The sequence below is a fragment of the Adhaeribacter sp. genome (assembly GCF_057359045.1).
Genome location: NZ_JBMQUD010000083.1, coordinates 30067 through 52128 on the forward strand (window position 1 = coordinate 30067; position 22062 = coordinate 52128).

18 protein-coding genes are annotated in these 22062 nt (G+C 44.3%); 4 read left to right on the plus strand and 14 right to left on the minus strand.

Annotated features, from left to right (window positions below; translation table 11 throughout):
- Positions 1–38: 38 nt before the first annotated feature.
- From ACO1R6_RS13240 to htpG, 6 genes are all read right to left on the minus strand, one after another.
- Complete coding sequence (locus tag ACO1R6_RS13240; RefSeq protein WP_486265337.1) at positions 39–416, minus strand: endonuclease domain-containing protein; 378 nt, start codon at positions 414–416, stop codon at positions 39–41.
- A gap of 181 nt (positions 417–597) precedes the next feature.
- A complete protein-coding gene (locus tag ACO1R6_RS13245; RefSeq protein ID WP_486265338.1) occupies positions 598–2046 on the minus strand; it encodes a hypothetical protein in 1449 nt (482 codons plus the stop codon).
- A gap of 324 nt (positions 2047–2370) precedes the next feature.
- The gene (locus ACO1R6_RS13250) at positions 2371–2775 is read right to left on the minus strand and encodes a hypothetical protein (protein WP_486265339.1); all 405 of its coding nucleotides are present in this window, start codon (positions 2773–2775) and stop codon (positions 2371–2373) included.
- 4 nt (positions 2776–2779) lie between these two features.
- Entirely contained in the window at positions 2780–4102 is a 1323-nt protein-coding gene (locus ACO1R6_RS13255) for a hypothetical protein (protein WP_486265340.1), read from the minus strand.
- 156 nt (positions 4103–4258) lie between these two features.
- Complete coding sequence (locus ACO1R6_RS13260) at positions 4259–4927, minus strand: DUF6624 domain-containing protein (RefSeq protein WP_486265341.1); 669 nt, start codon at positions 4925–4927, stop codon at positions 4259–4261.
- A 135-nt stretch (positions 4928–5062) separates the two neighbouring features.
- Entirely contained in the window at positions 5063–6886 is a 1824-nt protein-coding gene (gene htpG / locus ACO1R6_RS13265) for a molecular chaperone HtpG (RefSeq protein ID WP_486265342.1), read from the minus strand.
- A 191-nt stretch (positions 6887–7077) separates the two neighbouring features.
- On the opposite strand from htpG, the gene ACO1R6_RS13270 reads away from it, so the two are divergent.
- The 3 genes from ACO1R6_RS13270 to ACO1R6_RS13280 all read left to right on the plus strand — a co-directional run bounded on the left by ACO1R6_RS13270 (position 7078) and on the right by ACO1R6_RS13280 (position 10854).
- The gene (locus tag ACO1R6_RS13270; RefSeq protein ID WP_486265343.1) at positions 7078–7440 is read left to right on the plus strand and encodes a hypothetical protein; all 363 of its coding nucleotides are present in this window, start codon (positions 7078–7080) and stop codon (positions 7438–7440) included.
- Between the two features lie 466 nt (positions 7441–7906).
- Positions 7907–10372 (plus strand): TonB-dependent receptor, encoded by a 2466-nt coding sequence (locus tag ACO1R6_RS13275; protein WP_486265344.1) that lies wholly within the window; start codon positions 7907–7909, stop codon positions 10370–10372.
- Between the two features lie 173 nt (positions 10373–10545).
- Positions 10546–10854 (plus strand): DUF4286 family protein, encoded by a 309-nt coding sequence (locus ACO1R6_RS13280; RefSeq protein WP_486265345.1) that lies wholly within the window; start codon positions 10546–10548, stop codon positions 10852–10854.
- Between the two features lie 355 nt (positions 10855–11209).
- On the opposite strand, the gene ACO1R6_RS13285 is transcribed toward ACO1R6_RS13280, so the two are convergent.
- The 3 genes from ACO1R6_RS13285 to ACO1R6_RS13295 all read right to left on the minus strand — a co-directional run bounded on the left by ACO1R6_RS13285 (position 11210) and on the right by ACO1R6_RS13295 (position 14392).
- Positions 11210–11812 carry a hypothetical protein gene (locus ACO1R6_RS13285; protein ID WP_486265346.1) on the minus strand — a complete coding sequence of 201 codons (603 nt, stop codon included), beginning with the start codon at positions 11810–11812 and terminating at the stop codon, positions 11210–11212.
- Positions 11813–11860: 48 nt separating this feature from the next.
- A complete protein-coding gene (locus tag ACO1R6_RS13290) occupies positions 11861–12661 on the minus strand; it encodes a hypothetical protein (protein WP_486265347.1) in 801 nt (266 codons plus the stop codon).
- A 417-nt stretch (positions 12662–13078) separates the two neighbouring features.
- A complete protein-coding gene (locus ACO1R6_RS13295; protein ID WP_486265348.1) occupies positions 13079–14392 on the minus strand; it encodes a serine hydrolase domain-containing protein in 1314 nt (437 codons plus the stop codon).
- Positions 14393–14687: 295 nt separating this feature from the next.
- Between ACO1R6_RS13295 and ACO1R6_RS13300 the strand changes: the two genes are divergently transcribed.
- Complete coding sequence (locus ACO1R6_RS13300) at positions 14688–15107, plus strand: hypothetical protein (protein ID WP_486265349.1); 420 nt, start codon at positions 14688–14690, stop codon at positions 15105–15107.
- Positions 15108–15241: 134 nt separating this feature from the next.
- Here the strand turns inward: ACO1R6_RS13300 and ACO1R6_RS13305 are convergent, their stop codons facing one another.
- The 5 genes from ACO1R6_RS13305 to ACO1R6_RS13325 all read right to left on the minus strand — a co-directional run bounded on the left by ACO1R6_RS13305 (position 15242) and on the right by ACO1R6_RS13325 (position 22032).
- Positions 15242–15721, minus strand: coding sequence for a GNAT family N-acetyltransferase (locus tag ACO1R6_RS13305; RefSeq protein ID WP_486265350.1), 480 nt, complete (start codon positions 15719–15721; stop codon positions 15242–15244).
- 126 nt (positions 15722–15847) lie between these two features.
- On the minus strand, positions 15848–18049 hold the full coding sequence (locus ACO1R6_RS13310; protein ID WP_486265351.1) for a prolyl oligopeptidase family serine peptidase: 2202 nt from the start codon (positions 18047–18049) through the stop codon (positions 15848–15850).
- 334 nt (positions 18050–18383) lie between these two features.
- Positions 18384–19058, minus strand: coding sequence for a LytR/AlgR family response regulator transcription factor (locus tag ACO1R6_RS13315; protein ID WP_486265352.1), 675 nt, complete (start codon positions 19056–19058; stop codon positions 18384–18386).
- A gap of 372 nt (positions 19059–19430) precedes the next feature.
- A complete protein-coding gene (locus ACO1R6_RS13320) occupies positions 19431–20933 on the minus strand; it encodes a sensor histidine kinase (RefSeq protein WP_486265353.1) in 1503 nt (500 codons plus the stop codon).
- A 124-nt stretch (positions 20934–21057) separates the two neighbouring features.
- Complete coding sequence (locus ACO1R6_RS13325) at positions 21058–22032, minus strand: zinc dependent phospholipase C family protein (protein ID WP_486265354.1); 975 nt, start codon at positions 22030–22032, stop codon at positions 21058–21060.
- Positions 22033–22062: the final 30 nt, after the last annotated feature.

The window sequence follows — 22062 nt, forward strand, 5'->3', positions numbered from 1 at the left end:
GGTCTAAGCTTTTAGTTAGCCGCAGTTCCCCGCCTATTTTAGGAGGGGTTAGGGGTGGTAAAATTTTGCCGGATTTCTTCTAACACACCTTCTAGCTGGTTAAATACTTCTTTGTTTTCGAAGCGAATAATTTTAATGTTCAAACTGTTCAAATATTCTGTTCGCTTAGTGTCGGCTTCGTAGCCATTATCGGTAAAATGGTCTCGTCCGTCTAACTCAATGCCCAGTTTTTCTTGTGGGCAATAAAAATCCACAATATAGTTGCCTACGCTGTGTTGCCTTCTGAATTTCCGGCCCTCCAATTTGCTGTTCTGTAAATGTTTCCATAGTTCAGCTTCAGCGGGAGTTAGGTTGTTGCGGTTTTGTTTCCGGAGGTCTTTTAGGTTTTTATCGTTGTGCGTTTTGTCGGTCATCATCTGTTTACGTATCAAACCACCCTCGGCCCTTCCTTATCCAAGGCGGGGAGTTAGATTACCTTTTCTTGGTTTCCAATTCGGGAATTTCATACTTCTGTTACTGTTGGTCAGTTTCCTATCTTCCATTTTCATGTTCCAGTGACAAAAATCGAACAACGAATAACGAGCAACGAATAACGAATTACACCGCTTTTACTTTCTCCGCATACGCTTTTTGGGTGGCGTTTTCGAAGAGCATAATAAATTTGCGGAAACGGTCGGGTTCGGTTATTTTCTTTTCGCTGGCGTCGAGTTCGTTCCGGAAAAAGCCGTGGCTGATGCCTTTGTCGAAAGGATTCCAGGCTTTGGTAATAATTTCTTTGCCTCGGATCATGAGGTTGAAATCGTCGGTGGTGAGGTTGAACGGCGCGAAAGAACGCTGGTTGTGGTTGAGTTCTTTCAGCCAATTCAGGAAGCCGAAATCGTTGCTGTTAATCAGCCGATCTAAATCTTTGAATAAACTGTCTTTGCCAATTAAATTATTTAATTCCAGCGTTTTGTAGTACGGCGAGTCGTTGTCGTCGCGGAGATAATTATTGAAATAAGTAGCGAAATATAAGAAACGGCTGAGGCTCTCGGCTATTTTCTCTTTCGACTCCGGCGATAAATGACCAAACTGCACTTCTTTGGTGTCTTCGGTCAGGCCAAATTCGTGGTATAAGGTGCCGCTACTCAGGTCGGCGGGGCTGTAATCCATAAAATCGAGTACGGCCAGGGCGCTGAGTAATTCAATAATATGGGCGCGGTTTTGCTGGCCGCTGCCGCCGGGCTGGTTCTGGTACGGCGCATCGGGTGTGTCGGCAACGTAATACAATGCTTCCAAGCCGTTCAGGTGCTGCTCGTAATAGGAGAGGGCCGCCCGGGTTTTGGTAATAAAAGTGTTTGAGTCGATTACGCTACCATCGTCGGCTTGCAGGGCGAAATACGGCAGTACGGTAATGGCTCCGGTAAGCGCATCCTGGATGTAGCCGGCATTAGCTAGCGGCGAGTTTGGGTCTTTTAGATTTTTGAGCAGCAATGGAAAGCCTGCCGCGCCCGTGCCGCCAAATATCGAACTCACAAAAAAGATGCGGTCGCCTTTCTGGAAGTTCTTGGCAAAATATTGAATCTCCGCCGAATCAACTACTTTGTTTAGAACGATGCTGCCAATATTGGGGCTGCCCCGGAAACCAATGGTAAGTGGGCTTTCGAGGTTGTCTTCGGTAAAGAGTAAATCAACCACGCTCTTGGTGCCGGGCGTCAGGTTGTTGTACTGGATATAGTCGCGGAACCGCTGGTTGATGCCACCAAAGTCAAACACAAAGGTGTCCTGTACCGCGCCGTCGGTGTCGTTGGCGAGGCTAGATAAGGTACTGATATCGGTTCGGAAAAAGCCATTGGGGCGGCTACCCAGGTTTTTGTGCAGGCGGCGGTAAACTTTTAAAAGCTCTACCGTACGGTTCATGTCGCCGTTCTGGGCGTCCGGATCAATGATGATCGGAATAATTTTTTCGCAGTTTTTAATTTCGGCTCCGGCGGCCAGCAACATGGTTAATGACCGGATAACACGCGAACCGGTACCGCCAATACCGAATATAAAGAGTTTTGCCATAGTTTTTAATGCTGTTTAGCGCGGGATGAGGAGTAGTTTTTAGTAGGTTGTTTTTCGTTTTACTTTAGCTGAATCACTAAACCATATTTTTAGTTTAACTACTTTTCATCCTTGTGAGTATTTTGTTTTGCCTGTTTTTTGATGACAGCGGAGATTACTATACTATAAATTAACCCTTCCGCCCTCCGGGCACCTTCCTTTATCAAGGGAAAGAGTTAGGGCTAATGCATTGGTTAGACCTAGGTTTTGCATTAGCCGGGTTCCCCGCCTATTTTAGGAGGGGTTAGGGGTGGTAAATTTCTACCCCTACAACCAAGCTTAAAATTAAAACTTAACCGGCGTGGTGCTGGCGCCCCTAGACCATCTCCGGAATAGGAACGAGAAAATAATGTAAAATAATGCCCCGTACAAGGCATTAATTGTGGCAAAGCTCCAAACGTAAGAGTTTTGTTCCAGTTCTTTCGAGCCGCAATACTGCAAGGCATAGCCGAAACCAATAGCCGCACTTAAGATCATAAACAAGGCCCAATGCCAGGCTTTCCGGAAAAAAGCTACCGGTAAAATGTGGTTAATCAGGTAGTAAAACACAAACATCAGCAGCAAACTGGTTACTACATTTACCAACCCCACGTTTGGGAATATTTCGTTCCAGAACACTGGTCGGGTTTGCGGCGGTTGCGGGGCCGACAAGAATAACTCGTAAATAAATTTAAAAAAGCCAGGTAGCATAGTTTTATTTTTCTTTTTGTAAGGTTAAGGCCAGGTCAAAAATATTGCCGCCGGTGCCGGCGCTAAAAGCACGTTCTACGCCCTCCACAATGCCCGACAGGTTAAACGTTTTGGGGCCTTCCTGGTTTATCTGGCTGTCGTTGGTGGTGGTCCATTGTTGCACCCAGGCCGGCCGTTGTTGGGCCAGTTGCAGGTGCAGCTCGGTTTGCGGAGCGTTTAATTTGGTTAGTTTTATTTTTACAAAATGGGTATAGGGCTTGAGCGGGTCGGTGTTTTTACCGCTTACGCCGGGCATAGTCCGGAACTGGGCCGCCGGGTAAATAGCTGTAATTTGGGCATCGCTGTTTTCGGCCTGGAGCTTTAAATTTTGATTTAAATAATTGGCATTAGTAAAGGCAGCCGGCAACTGGCTAAAATCGGCACCCACCACCATTTCTACGGGCGCTTTCAAATCGCTGATGGTAACGGTACGGCAAGTGTTGTTTTCGGCGGTGCAGTACCAACTGCCGGTGGGCAAATATTTATCTAATACGGAGTAAGCCGGTGCCGCAAAGCTAAAGCCGGTGTGCAGTTCTTCCGGAAACGTATTTTTGATTACCTGACGGTTAAACAAACTTACCAGTTCGGGTTTACCCAGCACCCACACGTAATACGGTACGGGCGTATCGCAGCATTTGGCAATCGTTTTCTGAGCAGATTTATCAGCCGGGTAAAAAGTGCCGTCGAAGTCGGAGGTGGCCCCAAATACCGAAATGGCCTGACCTTGCTGCTGGGCTTTAGATAAAACCCGGTAAATATCGGTGCTCACGTAGCTCACGGCGCGGTTGTTTTCCGGCGAATAAATAAAATCAGAGATTAGAACGTTGATGCCATCCGGGTTTTGCGATATAACAGAATCCAAAATAGCCGGAATAGTAGTGCTGGAAGCAGATTGCTGAATGCCGTAGCGTACGGTGCGCGCTAATTGATCGTAGTTAATCGGGTACGGTTTTTCGCGCACCTCAAAATAATTTTTGTTCTGAATTGTATTGCTTTGCTGAATCGTCGCCAGCAGTGGATCGATGGTTTGCTGAAACTGGGTAATGCCTTCGGCTTTATTCGTGGGCATAAAGCCTTTCATGCTGCCCGATACTTCCAGAAATACATTTACCTGCCCAATGTTGCTGGGCGCCGCAGGTGCCGCTGGGGCGTTTTTGGCCGGGGTACTGGTCGTCGATTTTGTTTCGGATTTCTTATCGCCACCACCACAAGAAAAAGTAAACAATAACAGCCATGTGCCCAGAACGGACATTAGCCGGGAGAAAATTCGGGAGGAGCGGTTGGTCATGTAGCGTTTTATTCGTAAGGTATATATTTTAGAGACAAATTAAATACCAAAATTTAGATATATGTCTTACGAACGAACGAAGCGGGTGTTACTAAATGTATATGGGCGGGATAAAAGGTATATATTTATATTTAAACGGGGCGGTTCACTAAATACTTACTTCTGAAAACTGGTTTTCTTTTTAGGTAACTCCTCTTCCGGATTGTAAATAGCCTTTAGTCTTTTGGCGTTTTCTTCTACTGTAGTAGTAAATCCTACCTTTTGGCGGCGTTCGTTCACGGTTTCCACATTTTGTATTGGCCAGATTACCATGCCGCCTTCTTCCCGGACCCAGGAACTGGCCTGGGTACCATATAGCTGCTTTTTCCCCTGAAACATCAGGAGCCGGTCGCGCATGGTGGCCGCATCGGTGGCATTAGCTTCGCCTTGTTCTGCTAGCTTTTCCATTTGAGGCAAATATTTTTCGATGTTAGCCAGGCCGGAGTGCTGCACCACGTAATAAATTCCCCGGGCGGCCTTTTCACCAATTTTACTTTTGGGTAACCAGCCGTATTGCTCCAGAATAGGAAAAACCTGGACTTGATTTATCGAGTCGGTTTTCTGCATTTTTAAGAAGAACGCATTGGCCTTAATTGGGTCGGCATTTAAAGAATCGAAGTTGACGCGTCGGATATTTTGATCCAGGTCGTAAATTTCTTCTAGTTGCTTTTGCAATAACTTATAATCGGGTTGCTTAGCCTTAGCCTTAGGCAAAGCTCCTGGTTGCGCAACTGCTAATTGGGTGCCAATTGAAAAGGTTATAAGTAGGAGGGCAAATAATTTCATCTTTTTAGTAATGGTACTAAAATTCGGTGTTAATTTTATCTATAACGGACAGAATATTTTTACCGTCGGCAGCCTTTCAACAAAAAAAGAGGCAGAATTTCTTCTGCCTCTTTAACCTAAAACAAAAACTAAACTTTATTCTTTTTCAATCAGTTCTACGCTACGTTTCACGAAAGCCGTTAGAGCGGCTCCCGAAAGCATGTTCTGGGCCAACAGCGCCAAATCAAAAGCTTGTTTCGCGATTTTTTCTTTGTTCTCTTCTTTTGCTTTTAAGATGCGGCTGTTAATTGGGTGGTTGGCGTTAATGCTCACGTTGTAGGTATCGGGCATGTTGCCCATAAACATCATACCGCCGCCACCGGTGCGTTGCATATCTTTCATGCGGCGCATAAACTCCGGCATGGTAATTACTACCGGCGAATCCTGCGGCGAAAGTGGCTCGATGCTCACGTGCATGTGCTGGTTGCTGATGGCTTTCTCATAAACCTCTTTTAGGGAAGTTTTCTCTTCTTCGGTCAGGATGGTGTCCTGCGCCGTTTCTTTTTCGATCAGCTTGTCAATGGTTTCGGAGTCGACGCGCTTGATGGTGGTTTTCTCAAGTTTTTGCTCCAGCATGCCAATAAAGTGGCTGTCGATCATGTTGTCCAGCTTCAGCACGTCGTAGCTGCGGTCTTTGGCGGCTTCTACAAAAGCGTGTTGCTTGTCTTCGTCGGTGGTGTAAAGCAGCACCAATGTATCGTTTTTATCTTTCTGGTTGGCCTGTACGTATTCTTTGTATTCATCCAACGTATAATATTGGCCTTCTACGTTTTGCAACAGCCCGAAATTTTTGGCTTTGTCGTAGAATTTCTCATCGCTCAGCATGCCGTATTTCACAAATAAACCAATGTCGCTCCATTTTTGCTGGAAGCCTTCGCGGTCGTTGCGGAATATTTCGCCTAATTTATCGGCTACTTTGCGGGTAATGTAGGTGTTAATTTTCTTCACGTTGGCGTCGGCCTGCAAGAAGCTGCGCGATACGTTTAGCGGAATATCCGGGGAGTCGATAACGCCGTGCAGCAACATCAGGAACTCCGGCACTACGTCTTTTACTTCGTCGGTAATAAATACCTGGCGGCTATAAAGCTGAATTTTGTTTTTCTGCAGCTCAAAATCGTTCTTCACTTTCGGGAAGTACAAAATACCGGTCAGGTTAAACGGATAATCTACGTTCAGGTGAATCCAGAACAAAGGTGCCTCGGAGAACGGATACAGCTCTTTGTAGAAATTCTGGTAATCTTCGTCGGTGAGTTCAGCAGGTTGTTTTGTCCAGATAGGCGTGGTATTGTTGATTACCTCGTCTTTGAATTCTACCTCAACCGGCAAAAATTTGCAATATTTATTCAGAATAGTTTGGATGCGGGCTTCTTCCAGAAATTCTTCCGAGTCGGCGGAAATATTTAAAATAATATCGGTACCACGATCTTCTTTGGTGGCTTCTTCAATGGTAAATTCGGTGCTGCCGTCGCAAATCCAGTGGGCGGCTTGGGTATCGTCCTGGTAAGATTTAGAAATAATTTCTACGGTATCGGCTACCATAAACGCCGAGTAGAAACCTAAACCAAAGTGCCCGATAATCTGGTTGGGCTCGGGTTTATCTTTGTATTTCTCTACAAACTCCGTAGCACCCGAAAAAGCAATCTGGTTAATGTATTTTTTAATTTCTTCGGCGGTCATACCAATACCGCGGTCGCTTACTTTAATCTGGCGGGCTTCTTTGTCCACGCTTACTTTAATTTTTAGCTCGCCCAAATCGCCTTTAAACTCCCCAATCGCCGACAAACGCTTTAATTTCTGCGATGCATCTACGGCGTTGGACACCAGTTCCCGCAAAAATATTTCGTGGTCGGAGTACAGGAATTTTTTAATAATCGGGAAAATATTCTCGGTATGGATGGAGATATTACCTCTTTCTGCCATAATAGTATTTTTATCTCTATTTAGATTTTTCTAGTTGTTTAAAGCTGGTTTCAAAAGTTATTCCAGTTCGGTAGTTTGTGGCAAAATTGTGACAGGTTGACAGAGTATCTGGATGAAAAACTGAAAAAAGGATAAAATATTCTTTTTAAGTACCAGAAGTTATTTGTTTACGTTAAGGCCATTGTTTATTTTTGTTTAAACAACTGTTTAGCGTGTCGGGCTACTCTAAATTTTTTGCTTTTTTTCTGTTAGCAGTTTTCTGCCGGGTACTTGTGCCCGACAGTCTGGTGCTGGCCCTGCATAACCACACGCATACCATTGAGAAGAAAGTTCCGGTCCAAACGGGCAAATTCCAGTTAGATGTAAAGCACATTCACTGCCCGGTAGAGCATTTATTTGATAGCGCTTTTTATTCGCTGCCGGTGGTGCTTAGCTTTTTGGCGCTGGTAATTCCGGCTACCTTTTACCGGCAGCATGCTGCTGTCTGGAAATTTACCTTCCCCAACAATACTTATCTGCGCGGCCCCCCTATACCGTCAGTTCTCCTGGCTTAGCCTTTTTATTTTCTATCTGTTCTATTCCGGTTTAGATTTAAGTAGATTTTTCCTGAAACCTATTTTGGGCAACTCCACTATTTTAAACCTTCTCATCCACCATCAAATTTTAGACCTCAACCTCAGGCGGCAAATTTTGCCTGTCCGGTAAATTTTTCTTTGCGGAGGAATGTAGTCTGTTTCTTTGCTTAAAAAGGCTTTTTCTGGCTAATGCCGCAGCTTAATCTGTTTGCGAGGCCTGAGGCCAGACCGAAAGCGGGTTTAGAAAAGCAAGGCTGGCAAGGGTTTGGGAAGGAAAAGGCACGGTTACATGCCTGATATAAACTACCATATTTACTTTATCGGCCCGAAGTAAGGGCCTGCTTAAGTTACCTGGTGCCTAAATTTTAAATATAATTCTTTTAACCCGATATCAGTAGCCGCAACAACAGGGTGCTGGCCATTGGGTTTTAAATGCAATTCTGACATGAAAATATTCTTGTATATACTTTTATTTTTCTCTTCATCGGTGGCGCTGGCTCAAAACAGCCTAACCGGTATTATTACCGACCAGGCTACGCAAGAGCCGCTAATAGGCGTATCGGTGTATCTGCCCGATTTACGCCGGGGTGCCGCTACAAACGAAGCTGGTACTTTTAAATTAAATAACTTGCCGCAGGGGCGCTTTTTGGTGCAAATCCGCTTGATTGGGTATAGTCCTTTTGTGCGACAGGTAAATATTTCGGGGGCTACTACGTTAAACCTGGCGTTAAATGCTTCGGCTACGGAGTTAGGTACGGTACTGGTAACGGGTGTATCGGCTTCTACCGAAATGCGACGCAACCCGGTGCCTACGGCGGTAGTGGGTACCGAAGAACTGCGGATACGGGCCACCACGAATATTGTAGATGCGATTGCCCACACACCTGGTATTTCCCAAATTACCACGGGAGCAGCCGTTTCTAAACCGGTAATCCGGGGCCTGAGCGGTAATCGGGTAGTAACGCTCAACAATGGATTCCGGCAGGAAGGTCAGCAATGGGGCGAGGAACACGGCGTAGAAATAGATGAGTTTTCGGTAGATCGGGCCGAAATAATAAAAGGCCCCGGCAGCATTATGTACGGCTCCGATGCCATGGCTGGCGTGGTCAATTTTATTCCGGCCGATCCCGTAGAAGAGGGCAAAATTATTGGTTCCTATGCAGGTAATTACCAAACCAACAACCGACTGATAAGTAATTCTGTCATGAATGCCGGTAACCTGAACGGATTAAACTGGCAGGCACGCCTGAGTCAGAAACTGGCGGGCAATTACCGCAACCGCTACGACGGTCCCGTTTATAACTCCGGTTTTAACGAACTGAATTTTAATGGCTACGTGGGCGTAAATAAAAGCTGGGGTTTCTCGCATTTAAACTTTAGTTCGTTTAACCAAAACCTGGGCTTAACCGAAGGCGAACGCGACCCGATGGGCAATTTTCTGAAAACCGTAGAACACGATGGGCACGATGATGAAGTAAGCGTAACCAGTAAAGATCTGCGGGGCTACGGCCTCGACGACCCGCGCCAAAAAGTAAACCATTTGCGGTTTGCTTCGCAAAATAACTTTATTCTGGGCGCTTCAAGGGCTACTTTAAACCTAGATTGGCAGCGCAACCTGCGGCAGGAATTTGGCCACGCCCACGGGGGCGAAGCCGAAGAACCCGGCCATGAGCACGAACACGAGCATGACCACGACGAAGATGAAGCCTCGCTTATATTTGACCTGCAAACTTTTGGCTACGATCTGAAATATTTCCTGCCCGAAGCCGCTGGCTGGACCACAACTTTTGGCCTGGCCGGTATGCAGCAGCGCAACCAGAACCGCGGCGAAGAATTTCTGATTCCGGATTACCGCCTAAACGATATGGGCTTCTTTGGCTTTACCCAGAAAAACTACGAACACCTGCACCTGAGCGGCGGCTTGCGCTTTGACCGCCGGGCCATTACCGCCGATGAACTGCTCCTGACCGATGAAGGCAAACCGACCGATATACCAACGGAAGCGACCCAAATTAAATTTATAGGCTTTAAGCGTAATTTCTCTAATATTTCGGGCAGTGCTGGCGCAACCGTAGATATTTCTAAGAAGTTGGCGGCTAAAGTAAATATCTCCCGCGGTTTCCGGGCTCCCAATATTTCAGAACTATCGTCTAATGGCCGCCACGAAGGTACTATTCGCTATGAGGTAGGCAACCCCGACTTAAAGCCCGAAACCAGTTTGCAATTAGATGCCGGTCTGAACCTGAATACCGACCACATTACCATTGATATCAATGGTTTTAACAACCGCATTCAGCAATATATATTTCCGGAAAAACTACGCAGCGTTAGTGGCGGCGATTCTATCAGCGACCCCACAGACCCGGCGGCTACGTTTAAATACGTGCAGGGCGATGCCCGTCTCTACGGCTTTGAAGTAGGTATTGATATTCACCCGCACCCGCTTGATTGGCTGCACTTTGAAAATACGTTTTCGCTGGTAAGGGGCATTCAGTTAAATCAACCCGATTCTACCCGCAATTTGCCATTTATTCCGGCCCTCCGGCTGCAGTCGGAGTTGCGGTTTGATTTTCAGCCGAAGAGTAATTTGGTGCGTACGTGGTTTGCCCGCCTGGAAGTAGAGCATTATTTTACCCAAAACCGGTTTTATGCCGCTTACGGCACCGAAACCGAAACGCCTGGTTACACCCTGGTGAATCTGGGCGCAGGTTTAGATGTAGCCAACGGGCGCAATGCTACCTTGTTTTCGGTGTACTTAACGGCTAATAATTTGTTTGATGTAGCTTACCAAAGTCACCTGAACCGCCTGAAATACGCTGCTGTAAACGAGGCTACCGGTCGGCAAGGTATATTTAACCTGGGCCGCAACGTCAGCCTGAAAGTAATTGTGCCGTTATCGTTCCGGAAGTAATGGGTGCTGGGAGGAAGTTTTTAACAGGTAGTATAGGGAATTGATTTCCTGATCATTCATAAATAAATATAGTTCATTAAACGCTGTTCCGGAGAGGAACAGCGTTTTTTTAGACAGAATAATATCATATTCCGAACTGGCTTCGTACTTTAGTAGAGATTACCGTTTATTACATGCTTTTATACAACATAACCGTAAATATAGATAATGCCGTGGCCGACGAATGGCTGCAATGGATGAAGGAAACCCACATTCCGGAGGTGATGGCTACCACCTATTTTGTTAAATTTCAGATTGCGCGTATGCTCACCGAAGATACTGATAACGGTGGGGTTACTTACGCTGTGCAGTTTTTCTGCCGCAACATGGCCGATTTTGAAGAGTACCAGCAAGATTTTGCCCCGGATCTGCAAGCCAAACACGCTAAACGCTACGCGAACCAGTTTGTCACGTTCGAGTCGCTGCTGGAAGTAGTGGATTAGAATTAATGGGGAAAGAATATTTTTTGTAATCTGATTTATTCGCTTCTTTCTAAATTATAGCCTTGAAAATAGATAATGCGCTTGGGTAAAAGCGATAGAAGGTATTAATCTACCAAGTATTTATTTCTTAATAAGCCATTGCTATCATCGACGATTTTGCCGGTGATGCTATGCTGCCGGCTCAATAAATAAACGGGTAAAAGGTTGGAAGGAGCAGGGCAATGACGCCCATATCGGGTAAGGCTTGTAGTTATAATATACAATGATTTGGTACAAATTAGAAAGACAGTGCATACCTACCTAAAAACAAAAAAGAGCCCACGGGCTCTTTTTTGTTCTATAAGAATAGAAAGTTTTACTTTGCCATTTGGGCTATTTTCTCCAGCGGAATAGTGGCGGCTAAACGTAGTATATCGGCTTCTTTGGTATCGTCCATTTTAAAAGTTACCAAAGTGTTTTGCAGCGGGATCTGTAAGTCGTAATTTGTTTTCTTTGTATCGGTGTCTTCGTTTTTGTAGAGTACGCCTTTGTAACCCTGTATTTTTACTACTTTTTGTTTGCCGTCGGCAGAGTTGCCCACAAACGGAATAGCCAGAAAAGTATTCAGGCTGGTAATTAGCGGCGAATTATTGATTACATCAATAGTAGCGGTTTTGGCACCGGTGCCGTAGGTGCGTTGTACGTACAGCCCTAAGCCACCAGTACTGCCGCTGCCGGTTGTATTATCATCTTTAATATTAGCCGCAAGGGCGTCCATTTTGGCGGGTAATAGTTTCAGGATGTCTTTGCCAATAGCCACATCTATTTCGCGCAGCATTTGTTCCATGGCAAAACGCGAGTTGCTTAAATTGCCGGCGGTGTAGGCGGTGCGGGCCTCAGCTAAGTTTTTATTAAAATCCTGGGCAAAGGTGGGCAGCGCCACCGCCAGTAAAAAAAGTAAGCTAAATATATTTTTCATTGGTGTTTTTATCTTGGAGTTAAGATTGATTTGCTTGAGCGGTAGCTATTATTTTTCGCCTAATAATTTTTTAATGCCATCTATATCCACGGTGTTGGCGGCGGCAAGCATTTCCTGTTCATTTTTAAAATTTACGCCTTCGTATACAACCAGCGAAGTTTGGCCAATGGGCACGCTGAGGGTATAGCCGGTGTTGTCTTCGTACTGAATAATGGCGCGGTTGCCTTTAACGGTAGTTTGTTTCCAGTTTTGCTTGCCGCCCGAGGTTTGAGACGCCGCACCGCCATTCGCAAAATATAAGTTTACACCAGTCATAAGGGCGGCATTGTTCGCCACCATTACCGAAAGTTCTTTATCGTTGGTTCCAGTGTATTGCCGTTGAATAGTAAGTCCCACCCAACCCCAGCCGGTGCTGGTTACCTGGTCTTGTTCGGTATTTTTCTTTAAGCCGCTAATGGTTTCGGGTAAAGATTTTAATATTTTCTGCCCAATCTCCATTTCTACACCCAACATGGCCTGCTGAATGGCGTAGCGGGTTTCGCCGTACTTGCCGGCTTTAAAAGAACCCTCAGCGTTAGTTAAATTAGCTTTTACATCGGGTGGGGTGGTAACTAAGCCTTCGCCGCCTTTGTTGCGGGCCTTGCTGCCAGAACTGCTGGAACTCGTGCTGGTTCCGGTTCCGGTTGCCGGATTGGTAGACTTGTTGTTAACGCCCATGGCTTTATCGATGGCGTCTTCGGTCTTTTTCTCAATATTTTGCCGTACCCGGTTTAATACGCCCTGCGCCGAAACGTTTTGATGTACCAGGAGAAAGCCTCCCAGTGCCATCAGAATAGTAATTTTTTTCATAGTGTTTTTGTAGATTTATTAGAGGGTTGGTTAATGAAAGTAAAGTTATAAAATATCAAAGATAAATTATAATTTTAGGTTTATTTTTTTATACGTTAAGTGAATTATAGGGCCTATGTTATTTTATTAATGGAATGTAAATTCTTAAACATAATAAATGTGAAACTGAGTAGGGAATATATGCCCAGTTTGTTGGGCCACTCAGAATGTATTACCTGGTTACGATATGCATAAGTAATATGGAGACTAAAAGATATCTGGTCGAATAAGGAAGATATGAATTATTAGGTTATTATGGTAAATCCTAAATCAGGAGCAAATATTAAGAAACCCAAACGCAGTATTTACTTAACATAAGCCTACTTATAGACCTAAAGAGCGCTTTGTATATGAGGCAAGCGAGGCATAATCGAAGCTTTACTTATGCACATGGTTGTTGTAAGCCATTATTTCATCTTCAGCCGTTAATAAGGAAAGTAGTTTACATAAATGGGCATTTTCACGCTTAAAGTCTTTCTGCAGGTTCCATTCTTGTAGAATTACCGCCACCACCTTCTGCTCGGGCATGATTAAAATATATTGCCCTCCTTTTCCTCTGGCTGTATAAATAATTTTATTACCATGGTTCAACAGCCACCACGAATACCCATATCCGGTTTCCTGGTAGCAGTCTAACTTACGGAAAGCGTTAGATTGGTTTGTGTAACTGGTGAAGCTTTTATTTATCCAGGAAGAATCTAATACCTGCACACCATCAACAGTACCTTTTTCCAGGTATAAATAGCCAAATCTTGCCAGGTCTCGGGCGGTAAAATAAGTTTCATCTCCTCCGGCATAATAACCATCAACTTTACGCCAGAACGCACATTGTATTCCAAGCGGTTTAAATAGCTCTTTTTGGGCAAAGTCTTTGGTAGAAGAGCCGGAAGCTTTTGTGATAATGGCGGAAGCAACCATGTGAGAGCCGGTAAAATAATGAAAGTCTTGCCCTATTTTATCTTTGGACACCCTTTCGGTAGTTATAACCTGGTCTGCACTTTGGGGGCCATCCCCGCCGGTAAAGCCGCCTCGCATGGCTAGTAGGTGGGCGACTGTTATGTTTTTTTTGAATTGATTTTCAGGAGTGTTTTCTTTGTACTCCGAAAAGAAAGGCATTATAGATTGGTTTTCAGATTGAAGAAATCTTTTTTGAAGGGATATGCCGGTTAATGCCGATGTAATGCTTTTGGTAACGGAATGAACATTAAACGCACTATACTTGGTTGCACCGTCCTGGTACTTCTCAATTATTATCTTGCCGTTTTTAATAACAACTAAACCTCTTAACCTTTTCCAGTTATCAATTTCTTTTAGGTATTGCTGGATGCTTTCTTCGTTATACCCAAAACTTGCAGGCGCTGCCACTTGCCAGGTATAAGGTTCGTGGCTGACTTCAAACGATTGCGACTTTGTAAATGGCAAAGATAAACTAAGCGGGTGCCATTCAAAGAAGTAATTCATACAATTAACAACTAGTAGTAAGGCAGCAATTGATGTAAAGCCAATCAGTAATTTCTTTTGGCGGTTCTTTTGCCCAATTAATAGAACAGCAGTGATTATAAAGAGAATAAATGCTAAAATATATTCAATGGCATTAGGATAAGGCAAATAGAAATAATCATCTTTTATCTTATAGGCAATAGCTATAAAAGTACCGGTCAATACAAGATAAGTAATGAATAACTTTTTCATTAGTATTATATTTTAATTGCTTATCATTAGCGGATATACAGCGCCATTTCGGTTATTTGCCCTATAGATGGACTTACTGGAGGTCTATTCTATGGTTTGTTTTTTACTGGAAATAATTGTGGCTGCCTCATTTTCCTGTCGGCCAATTTAACAAATACTTTCTTAACTTCCGGCAGGAGAACTTCCGCATTGCCATTTGATGTCCTTTTTAATTTTTTAATCTGCTTGCAACCAAATCTTTATCAGCCGGGTCATTCGTATAAATCTTGCTAATTATACCTTATCTCTAGAGCTCATGAAACCCATTATTTCTTTTTTGCTTCTTTTGGTTTTATTCTCGGCTTTTAAATGCCAGAACCAAGAAGATATTGTGCCTAATTCGGAAAATCAAGCCATCGTAACAGGCAAATGGCAGTTGGTAGGATCTTATATTAGTGCTGGCGGCCCTGTCTATTGGACTAAAGCTGACCCAGCCAAACCTTCTGTTATTGAATTTAAGGCAGATGGAACGTATATCAGCGATAGTGAAAATTGCGCTGGGCAGTATACGGTAGCAACCAATCAGGAAATTAGTATTAAAGTTTCGTGCAGTACCGGACATGTTCAACAAAGCGAGCTTTCTGGTAAAATTCTTCCTTCCGGAGAGCTTACCCTTGTTCCAACTAATCCTATATGCATAGAAGGATGCTCATATAAATATAAGCGTATTAAATAAGTTGGACGGGTAGTGCACGAGCCCGTTATTATGCTTGAGCCTACCGCCTAATACCTCTGCTCCGGTTCTATTGCGGTTTGTTAGATATTTTTATTTGGTGCTTACTTAAAGTTGAAGTTAGCGTGCACTTAGTTTTAAATTTGTTTAACGTAAGCGGCAATTTGTTCTTCGGTCATGTTGCAGTTAATCCATTCGGGGTCGAGGTTGGCGTTTAGTTTTTGGTAGAAAGCAATAGCGGGGGCGTTCCATTCCAATACCTGCCATTTCAGGCGTTTGGCACCTAGTTCCTGGGCACGGCGCGCAAAGGCATCGAAAAGCTTTTTACCTACACCGTAGCGGCGGTACGCTTCGGTTACGACTAAGTCTTCGAGAAATAGCATTTTGCCTTTCCAGGTAGAGTAAGCCATGTAGTACAAACAAATACCAATTACCTGCTCATCGGCTTCGGCCACAAAAAACTCAAAAACCGGCTGCGCGCCAAAGCCATCGGCTGCCATATCGGCCAGGGTATTGGTTACTTCCTGCGGAGCCTTTTCGTACTCGGCCAACTCCTGAATGAGCTTATATACTTGCGGCAAGTCGGTTTGAGTACCTCTCCGGATTTCAATATTCATTTTAGTTAAGTGCGGGTAAAAGGTGAAATAAAAAATGGTAACCGGCGTAAAATTAAATATTTTATTCCGGTTACCATTTTAAAAGGCAGTTGTGCGCATTATATCAACCGCTCAACCAATAAAAAACTACTTGGCGTTAGCAAAAGGGTTTACGCCCATGTTGTGGTACACAAAAGCCCATATGTCGGTAGCCTCTTCTATTTGCTGGTTTGTAGATTTGCCAGCACCGTGCCCGGCGTTTACGGCCACTCTAATTAAATACGGATTGGGGCCGGCGCCTTTTTCCTGGAGTGTGGCAATATATTTAAACGAATGGGCTGGTACTACGCGGTCGTCGTGGTCGGCGGTGGTAACCAGGGTGGCCGGGTAGCTTACATCTTCTTTAATATTGTGCAGCGGCGAAAATTGTAGCAGGTTTTTAAATTGCTCAGGATTGTCGCTGGAACCATATTCGGGTACCCAGCCCCAACCAATGGTAAATTTATGGAACCGCAGCATATCCATAACGCCCACTGCTGGCAAAGCTACTTTAAATAAATCGGGGCGTTGGTTAGCAACCGCTCCTACGAGTAACCCTCCGTTAGAACCACCCGAAATAGCCAATTTACCCGGAGAAGTATATTTGTTTTGGATTAAATATTCAGCCGCAGAGATAAAATCGTCGAAAACATTTTGCTTTTTGGGCGTTACGCCGGCCTGGTGCCAGTCTTCGCCAAATTCGCCGCCGCCCCTAATATTAGCCAGTACGTAAATACCGCCGTTTTCGAGCCACAGCATCCGCGAGATGCTAAAAGTAGGGGTAAGAGAAATATTAAAACCACCGTAACCATATAAGAAAGTAGGGTTGTTGCCATCGAGCACTAAGCCTTTTTTGTGCACAATAAACATAGGTACTTTGGTGCCGTCTTTGCTCGGGTAAAATACCTGTTTGGTTTCGTAGTCGTCCATTTTCACGTCTACTTCGGTGGCCCGGAACAACTCCGATTTATTCGTGGCTACGGTATATTTGTAAATGGCGCTGGGGTACGTAAAAGAGTTAAACGTGTAAAATACTTCTTTGTCTTCTTTTTTACCGCCAAAACCCGCTACCGTACCCAAGGTAGGCAAGGCAATGGTATTTAACTTTTTACCGTTGATATCAAACACGTTAATTTCGCTGGCAGCATTTTTCATGTAATTTACGATCAGGCGGTTGTCGATAAAAGAAGCGCCGGTAATTACGTTATCGGTTTGGGGGACCACGGTCTTCCAGTTGGCCGGCTGCGGTTTTTTCGGGTCGATGAGCACCAGTTTATTTTTCGGGGCCTGGTGGGTAGTTTGCACCAGTAGTTTATCGCCAATATTATCGATTACGCTGTACTCCGCTTCAAAATTACTTACCACCGGCATAAACGGATTTTTCTCGTCGCGGAGGTCTTTTACGTACAAAGCGTTGGTGCTGGTGGCACCTTCCGAAACCGTAATCAGCAAGAAGCGTTCGTCGTCGGTGGTTTGGGCGTAGAAATAGCGCAGCGGCTTGGTTTTATCTTCGTAAATTAGCTTATCCTGGTCTTGCGGTGTGCCCAGTTTGTGGTAGTATACTTTGTGGTACTCGTTTTTAGCGGCTAGTTTGCTGCCGTTGGTAGGAGCACTGTAGCGGCTATAGAAGAATCCATCTTTAAACCAGGCCGCTCCCGAGAATTTTATCCACTCGAGTTTATCGCTAAGCTTTTGTTTGGTAGTAGCATCCAGCACGTGGTATTCGTTCCAATCAGAACCGCCGCCGGAGGTACCGTAAGCCACGTATTTATTACTTTTAGAAAAGCTAACAGTAGTTAAAGAAGTGGTGCCATCCGCCGAGAATTTATTTGGGTCAATGAAAACTTCCGGGCTGCCGTTCAGGCTGTTTTGCACGTACAGAATGCTTTGGTTTTGCAGGCCATCGTTTTTGTAGAAATAGTATTTGCTGCCCCGCTTAAACGGCGAACCATATTTAGGATAATTCCAGATCTTGGTTAAACGTTCTTTTATCTGGTTCCGGAAAGGTATCTGGTTTAGGTAACCAAAAGTAAGTTTGTTTTGGGCTTGTACCCAGTTGGCTACCGCTTTGGTGGTATCGTTTTCGAGCCAGCGGTACGGGTCCTGGATTTCAGTGCCGTGATAATTATCGGTGTGGGTTACTTTGCGGGTTTCCGGATAGGTAAAACCGGTTTTTTTCATAGGTTGGGTTATTTCTTGGGTAGTCGGTTCTGGGGTGTTTTGGGCAGTAGGGGTAGTAGTTTTAGCCGATTGGCAAGCCACCAGCAAAGCTAAACCGCCCAAAATATATAAACGCCTGGTTTTATTCATAACAGATAAGATTTTTGTAAATAATAAATTCAAATTTACAAAAACTCATCTGTAAACCCGGAACAAGCCTTAGAAATAAATGGGGGGAACAGCAAAATAAGTGTTAAGCCGAAGCTTAAAGCCAGGCTGGCAGTGCGCGTGCCGTTTACAACCTGTTGGACCGGTTGCTTAACGCAATATATCCTTAAAAAGGAAGATTAATAAAGACAAATAGTGCTTTTTACAAAGAATAGGAGCGAGGTTCTTCTTTAGCTTAGATAGATAAATTGTCTATAAATACCAAAAGCGTTTATGACTCCGGTATTTGACCTAGGCAAGCTATTATTTATAAATACTACGCTAATTTTAGCTGTTGCATATAAGAAGCGCCTACCGGCACGTAGTGGTTTTTAATTTTTACCTGGTGGCGCTCAATTTTCTCTATTTTATCTTTGGCCACAATGTACGACCGGTGTATCCGGGTAAATTTTTCGGGTGGGAGTTGCTCGGTTAGTTCGTTTATGGTTTGCCGGGTTAGTAGTTTTTTGTTTTCCAGAATATAGGTTATGTAATTGCCGGCTGCTTCTATGTACAAAATTTCGTGGTAAAAAACCTTTACCTGTTCGTAGCCGGTCTTCAGGAAAATATAGTCTTTGGGGGCAATGGTGTGGCTGCGGAGTTGCAGTTGTTCCTGGGCTTTGTTGCAGGCCTTTACAAAGCGGGCCAGCGAGAAAGGCTTAAGTAAATAATCAATGGCATCCAGCTCAAAACTAATAACGGCGTGCTCGGAGTAAGCTGTAGTAAAAATAACCAGCGGCTTCTTATGTAGGCTGGTTACAAATTCCAATCCCGAAATATCGGGCATTTTAATATCCAGAAAAAGCAAATCTACGGGCTCCTGCTGTAAATATTCCAGGGCTTTAAAGGCATCGGTAAAGCTGGCTTTCAGATCCAGGTAAGGAACTTTAGCCGCCAAAGAACGCACAACCTCCAGCGCCATGGGTTCATCGTCAATCGCAATTGCCTTCATACACATTGTTCTGTTTTAAGTAGCGTATATTTGGTGTTTTGGAAATAATATTAGTGTTTGTCCTTGCCGCGTGTTTTCATCGGCAAGTAATCCGGTAAAAGCTAAAAGATTAGCGGTGATAACACCACCAATGGTGCCAAACCCCGCTCGAAACGAAAATAACTAAGAGTATGTTTAAATTTAAGTAGAATCAGCCGAAATCCGTCATTCCCAAAGAATCTTCTGATTAGGTAACCCATAAGATTCTTTGGAATGACGGCGATTAATGGGAGAAAGAGGCCATTTTATTCCGCTTTTTTAATCGATTATTAAAATTTAAATATACTCTAAACAGCTTCTTTAAAAAAGTATTTCTCTGAAGCGCATTTAATATTATAGCTGCAAGGTAAGGTGAACGAAAAATTCTTCGGACGTTTCTCTTATAACCAAATCGTGTTTACCCGCATAAAGCAACGTGAGGCGCTGCCGCACATTCTCTAAACCTATGCCGGATTTGTCTTTCTCGGGGTCTTGCTCTTGCTTGGCATGGGTGCTGTTGTACACATCAAAATATAGTTTATCGGTCTCATAATGCAAGGTAACCCTAATCCAGGATTTTTGCTTCAGGCTGATGCCGTGTTTAAACGCATTCTCTACAAAAGGAATCAGCAACATGGGCGCGATAAACTTTTCGGTGAGCACGTCTTCTATTTTGGTTTGAATAAGAATATCCGGCGAGGCCGACGTGCGCAACGATTGTAACTCAATGTAGTTGCGCATATATTCTATCTCGCGGGTGAGCAATATTTTTTGCTGATTATTTTCGTGCAGCATAAACCGCATCATGTCGCCGAGCATCTGAATGCCCTGGGCGGTGCGATCGCTGTTTTCCTGCAACGCAGTACCGTAAAGCGTATTTAAGGAGTTAAATAAAAAGTGCGGATTAATTTGGGAGCGAAGAAAATCTAGGTTAGCGGTGGTTTGCCCCAATTCTTGCTTTAACGTTACCAGTTGGTTGGTTCTTTTTTTAACCGACCGGTACACCAACGCCGAAAAACTACCCACTACCACCAACTGGCCTAACCATATCGCGAGAAAAATGCCGGGTTCATAATTATTCAGGAGGGCGCTAAATACCAACACAAACGGAATAGCCAGTAGCAGCGAGTTGGAGAGTAGTTTAATAAAGTAGGGCCAAAACTGTTGACCGTTCTGGTCGTATTCGGGCAGGAGCCAATACCGGTTTAAGGCGTACAAGCAGTAGGCGTAAGGAATCATGGTAAACCAAAAGGCCCCAAGTTCGCGCAGCCCGCCATTATCGTAAGAAAAAGCAAATATTAATAATATGCCCAGCCAGATGCCGCCAATTACCTGCAGTTCGCGTTTAATCTGGGGCGTATAAGCGGAAAAATAGGCGTTTTGGGTGGTAAGCGTACATATGGCCGCTTCTTTTATAATGATGTAAAGTACATAGCCGCCAAAAAGTAAAATTACCAGTACCAGGTTTTTCATAAAAAAGTAATTAAAACCTACGAGCAAATAACCTTTAAACCAAGTATCGGTAACTGAGAAAGAGAGCACTACGCCCAGGTACACTACTAAACTGAGCAGTACCGTTACGGTATAATCTTTTTTAAGATAAAGCTTGGGGTAGATGTAGAAATTAACGAGCAGAAACGAGAAATATATTGTTAGGTAATACACCAGTAAAGGGTAGGTGTGCCGTTGCAAAAAGCCGTAAGAAAGGCCTTTTTCCTGAAAGCGGCCACCATAATACTGCAAAATATCTTCGCTGCTGTACCGGTTTAATACGCTGGCAGCTTCTTGTACAAAATGGAAAATAATAAAAATTGTAACGGCAGTTACTACCCAAAATTCTATTCTTTTGTAGTGCATAAAGTAAATTTTAAGGCAATGTTACGGCTATGCCTTAAAACCTAAAACTAAATGTGATGAATGCCGCAAAAGATGTGACGAATAAAATAGGTTAATGTAATAAATGGGCCACGAAAAGGGCAATTTAATTGTCTTCAGTTTCATGGGGCCGATCGGGGGTTACGATTTGTTTTAGCTGTTTTTTCTCTTCTGCCAGTTGCAGCTTTTGTTCTGGGGTAAGGGGTTGCAGGTTATTTAAATCTGGCTGGCCGGCATCTACCCAGCAGGTGTACCAGAAAGAGCCCACCAGCCAGATGGCGTACCGCATTTGTCGTTCTACCTGGCCTTTTAATTTCTGATGATACGCCGTGGTGTAGGCGCGGGAATATGTTTTAATGGTAATATTATTGCGTTCTTCATAGGTATATTTTTTGTCTTCGGGGAGTTGGGCCGCTACTTCTTGCTCGAACCGGAACACCGAATCAAGGGCAGCATGCGACCGGAATACTATTTCCCAGGCTTTTTGCTGCGGTTGGGCAATATAGGCGGCTGGTCCCACAAAAAAATCGTAATTTCCGGATAGTAACTCCGGCACCCGCGACTCCCAGAAACCGTGAATACCGTGTTGATTGCTAAACTGCCCGTTATAGTTGCGGGTGGTGTGCAGCGGTACGGTGGCATCGGCGAGGTAATGGCCCAAGTCGGCAGAAAGGCGCAAAATAGCCGGTAAGTTGTGTTGCTTAAAAGCTTCGGTTAGCTGGTATTTTACCAAACTTAGGTGCCAGGGCAACACACCGTGCTTAGCAAGAGAGTCTTCGCCGTATTGGGCTACTGCTGCAGGCCACGTGCGGGGTAATTTGAATTTAACGCTGTCGCCGTAAACATCTAAATCAATAAAATGGCGCGGCCCTTCGGCTTTAACCACGTAGCGACGCTTGTCGGGGTTTACCGCATTTTCGGTTATATAAATCAGGTGTTGTTTGTAGAAACGGATCATTTCGGGCGGTAACGTAAATACCGCCAACCGGTTTATGCGCTGGTGCGCAAAAAAGCCCCACGAAAAAACATTTACCGGTATAAGTAAAAGCAACAGGAATAAAAAGCCGGAGCGCTTTACCATACCAGTACTGTTTTTCGCCTTCTCTTTTCT

Coding starts and splice junctions, on each gene's coding strand:
- ACO1R6_RS13315 (WP_486265352.1), bottom strand. CDS start 19,058: ATGAAGGCAATTGCGATTGACGATGAACCCATGGCGCTGGAGGTTGTG.
- ACO1R6_RS13305 (WP_486265350.1), bottom strand. CDS start 15,721: ATGAATATTGAAATCCGGAGAGGTACTCAAACCGACTTGCCGCAAGTA.
- ACO1R6_RS13290 (WP_486265347.1), bottom strand. CDS start 12,661: ATGAAAAAAATTACTATTCTGATGGCACTGGGAGGCTTTCTCCTGGTA.
- ACO1R6_RS13280 (WP_486265345.1), top strand. CDS start 10,546: ATGCTTTTATACAACATAACCGTAAATATAGATAATGCCGTGGCCGAC.
- ACO1R6_RS13240 (WP_486265337.1), bottom strand. CDS start 416: ATGATGACCGACAAAACGCACAACGATAAAAACCTAAAAGACCTCCGG.
- ACO1R6_RS13285 (WP_486265346.1), bottom strand. CDS start 11,812: ATGAAAAATATATTTAGCTTACTTTTTTTACTGGCGGTGGCGCTGCCC.
- ACO1R6_RS13275 (WP_486265344.1), top strand. CDS start 7,907: ATGAAAATATTCTTGTATATACTTTTATTTTTCTCTTCATCGGTGGCG.
- ACO1R6_RS13325 (WP_486265354.1), bottom strand. CDS start 22,032: ATGGTAAAGCGCTCCGGCTTTTTATTCCTGTTGCTTTTACTTATACCG.
- ACO1R6_RS13255 (WP_486265340.1), bottom strand. CDS start 4,102: ATGACCAACCGCTCCTCCCGAATTTTCTCCCGGCTAATGTCCGTTCTG.
- ACO1R6_RS13295 (WP_486265348.1), bottom strand. CDS start 14,392: ATGAAAAAGTTATTCATTACTTATCTTGTATTGACCGGTACTTTTATA.
- ACO1R6_RS13310 (WP_486265351.1), bottom strand. CDS start 18,049: ATGAATAAAACCAGGCGTTTATATATTTTGGGCGGTTTAGCTTTGCTG.
- ACO1R6_RS13250 (WP_486265339.1), bottom strand. CDS start 2,775: ATGCTACCTGGCTTTTTTAAATTTATTTACGAGTTATTCTTGTCGGCC.
- ACO1R6_RS13300 (WP_486265349.1), top strand. CDS start 14,688: ATGAAACCCATTATTTCTTTTTTGCTTCTTTTGGTTTTATTCTCGGCT.
- ACO1R6_RS13245 (WP_486265338.1), bottom strand. CDS start 2,046: ATGGCAAAACTCTTTATATTCGGTATTGGCGGTACCGGTTCGCGTGTT.
- htpG (WP_486265342.1), bottom strand. CDS start 6,886: ATGGCAGAAAGAGGTAATATCTCCATCCATACCGAGAATATTTTCCCG.
- ACO1R6_RS13320 (WP_486265353.1), bottom strand. CDS start 20,933: ATGCACTACAAAAGAATAGAATTTTGGGTAGTAACTGCCGTTACAATT.
- ACO1R6_RS13260 (WP_486265341.1), bottom strand. CDS start 4,927: ATGAAATTATTTGCCCTCCTACTTATAACCTTTTCAATTGGCACCCAA.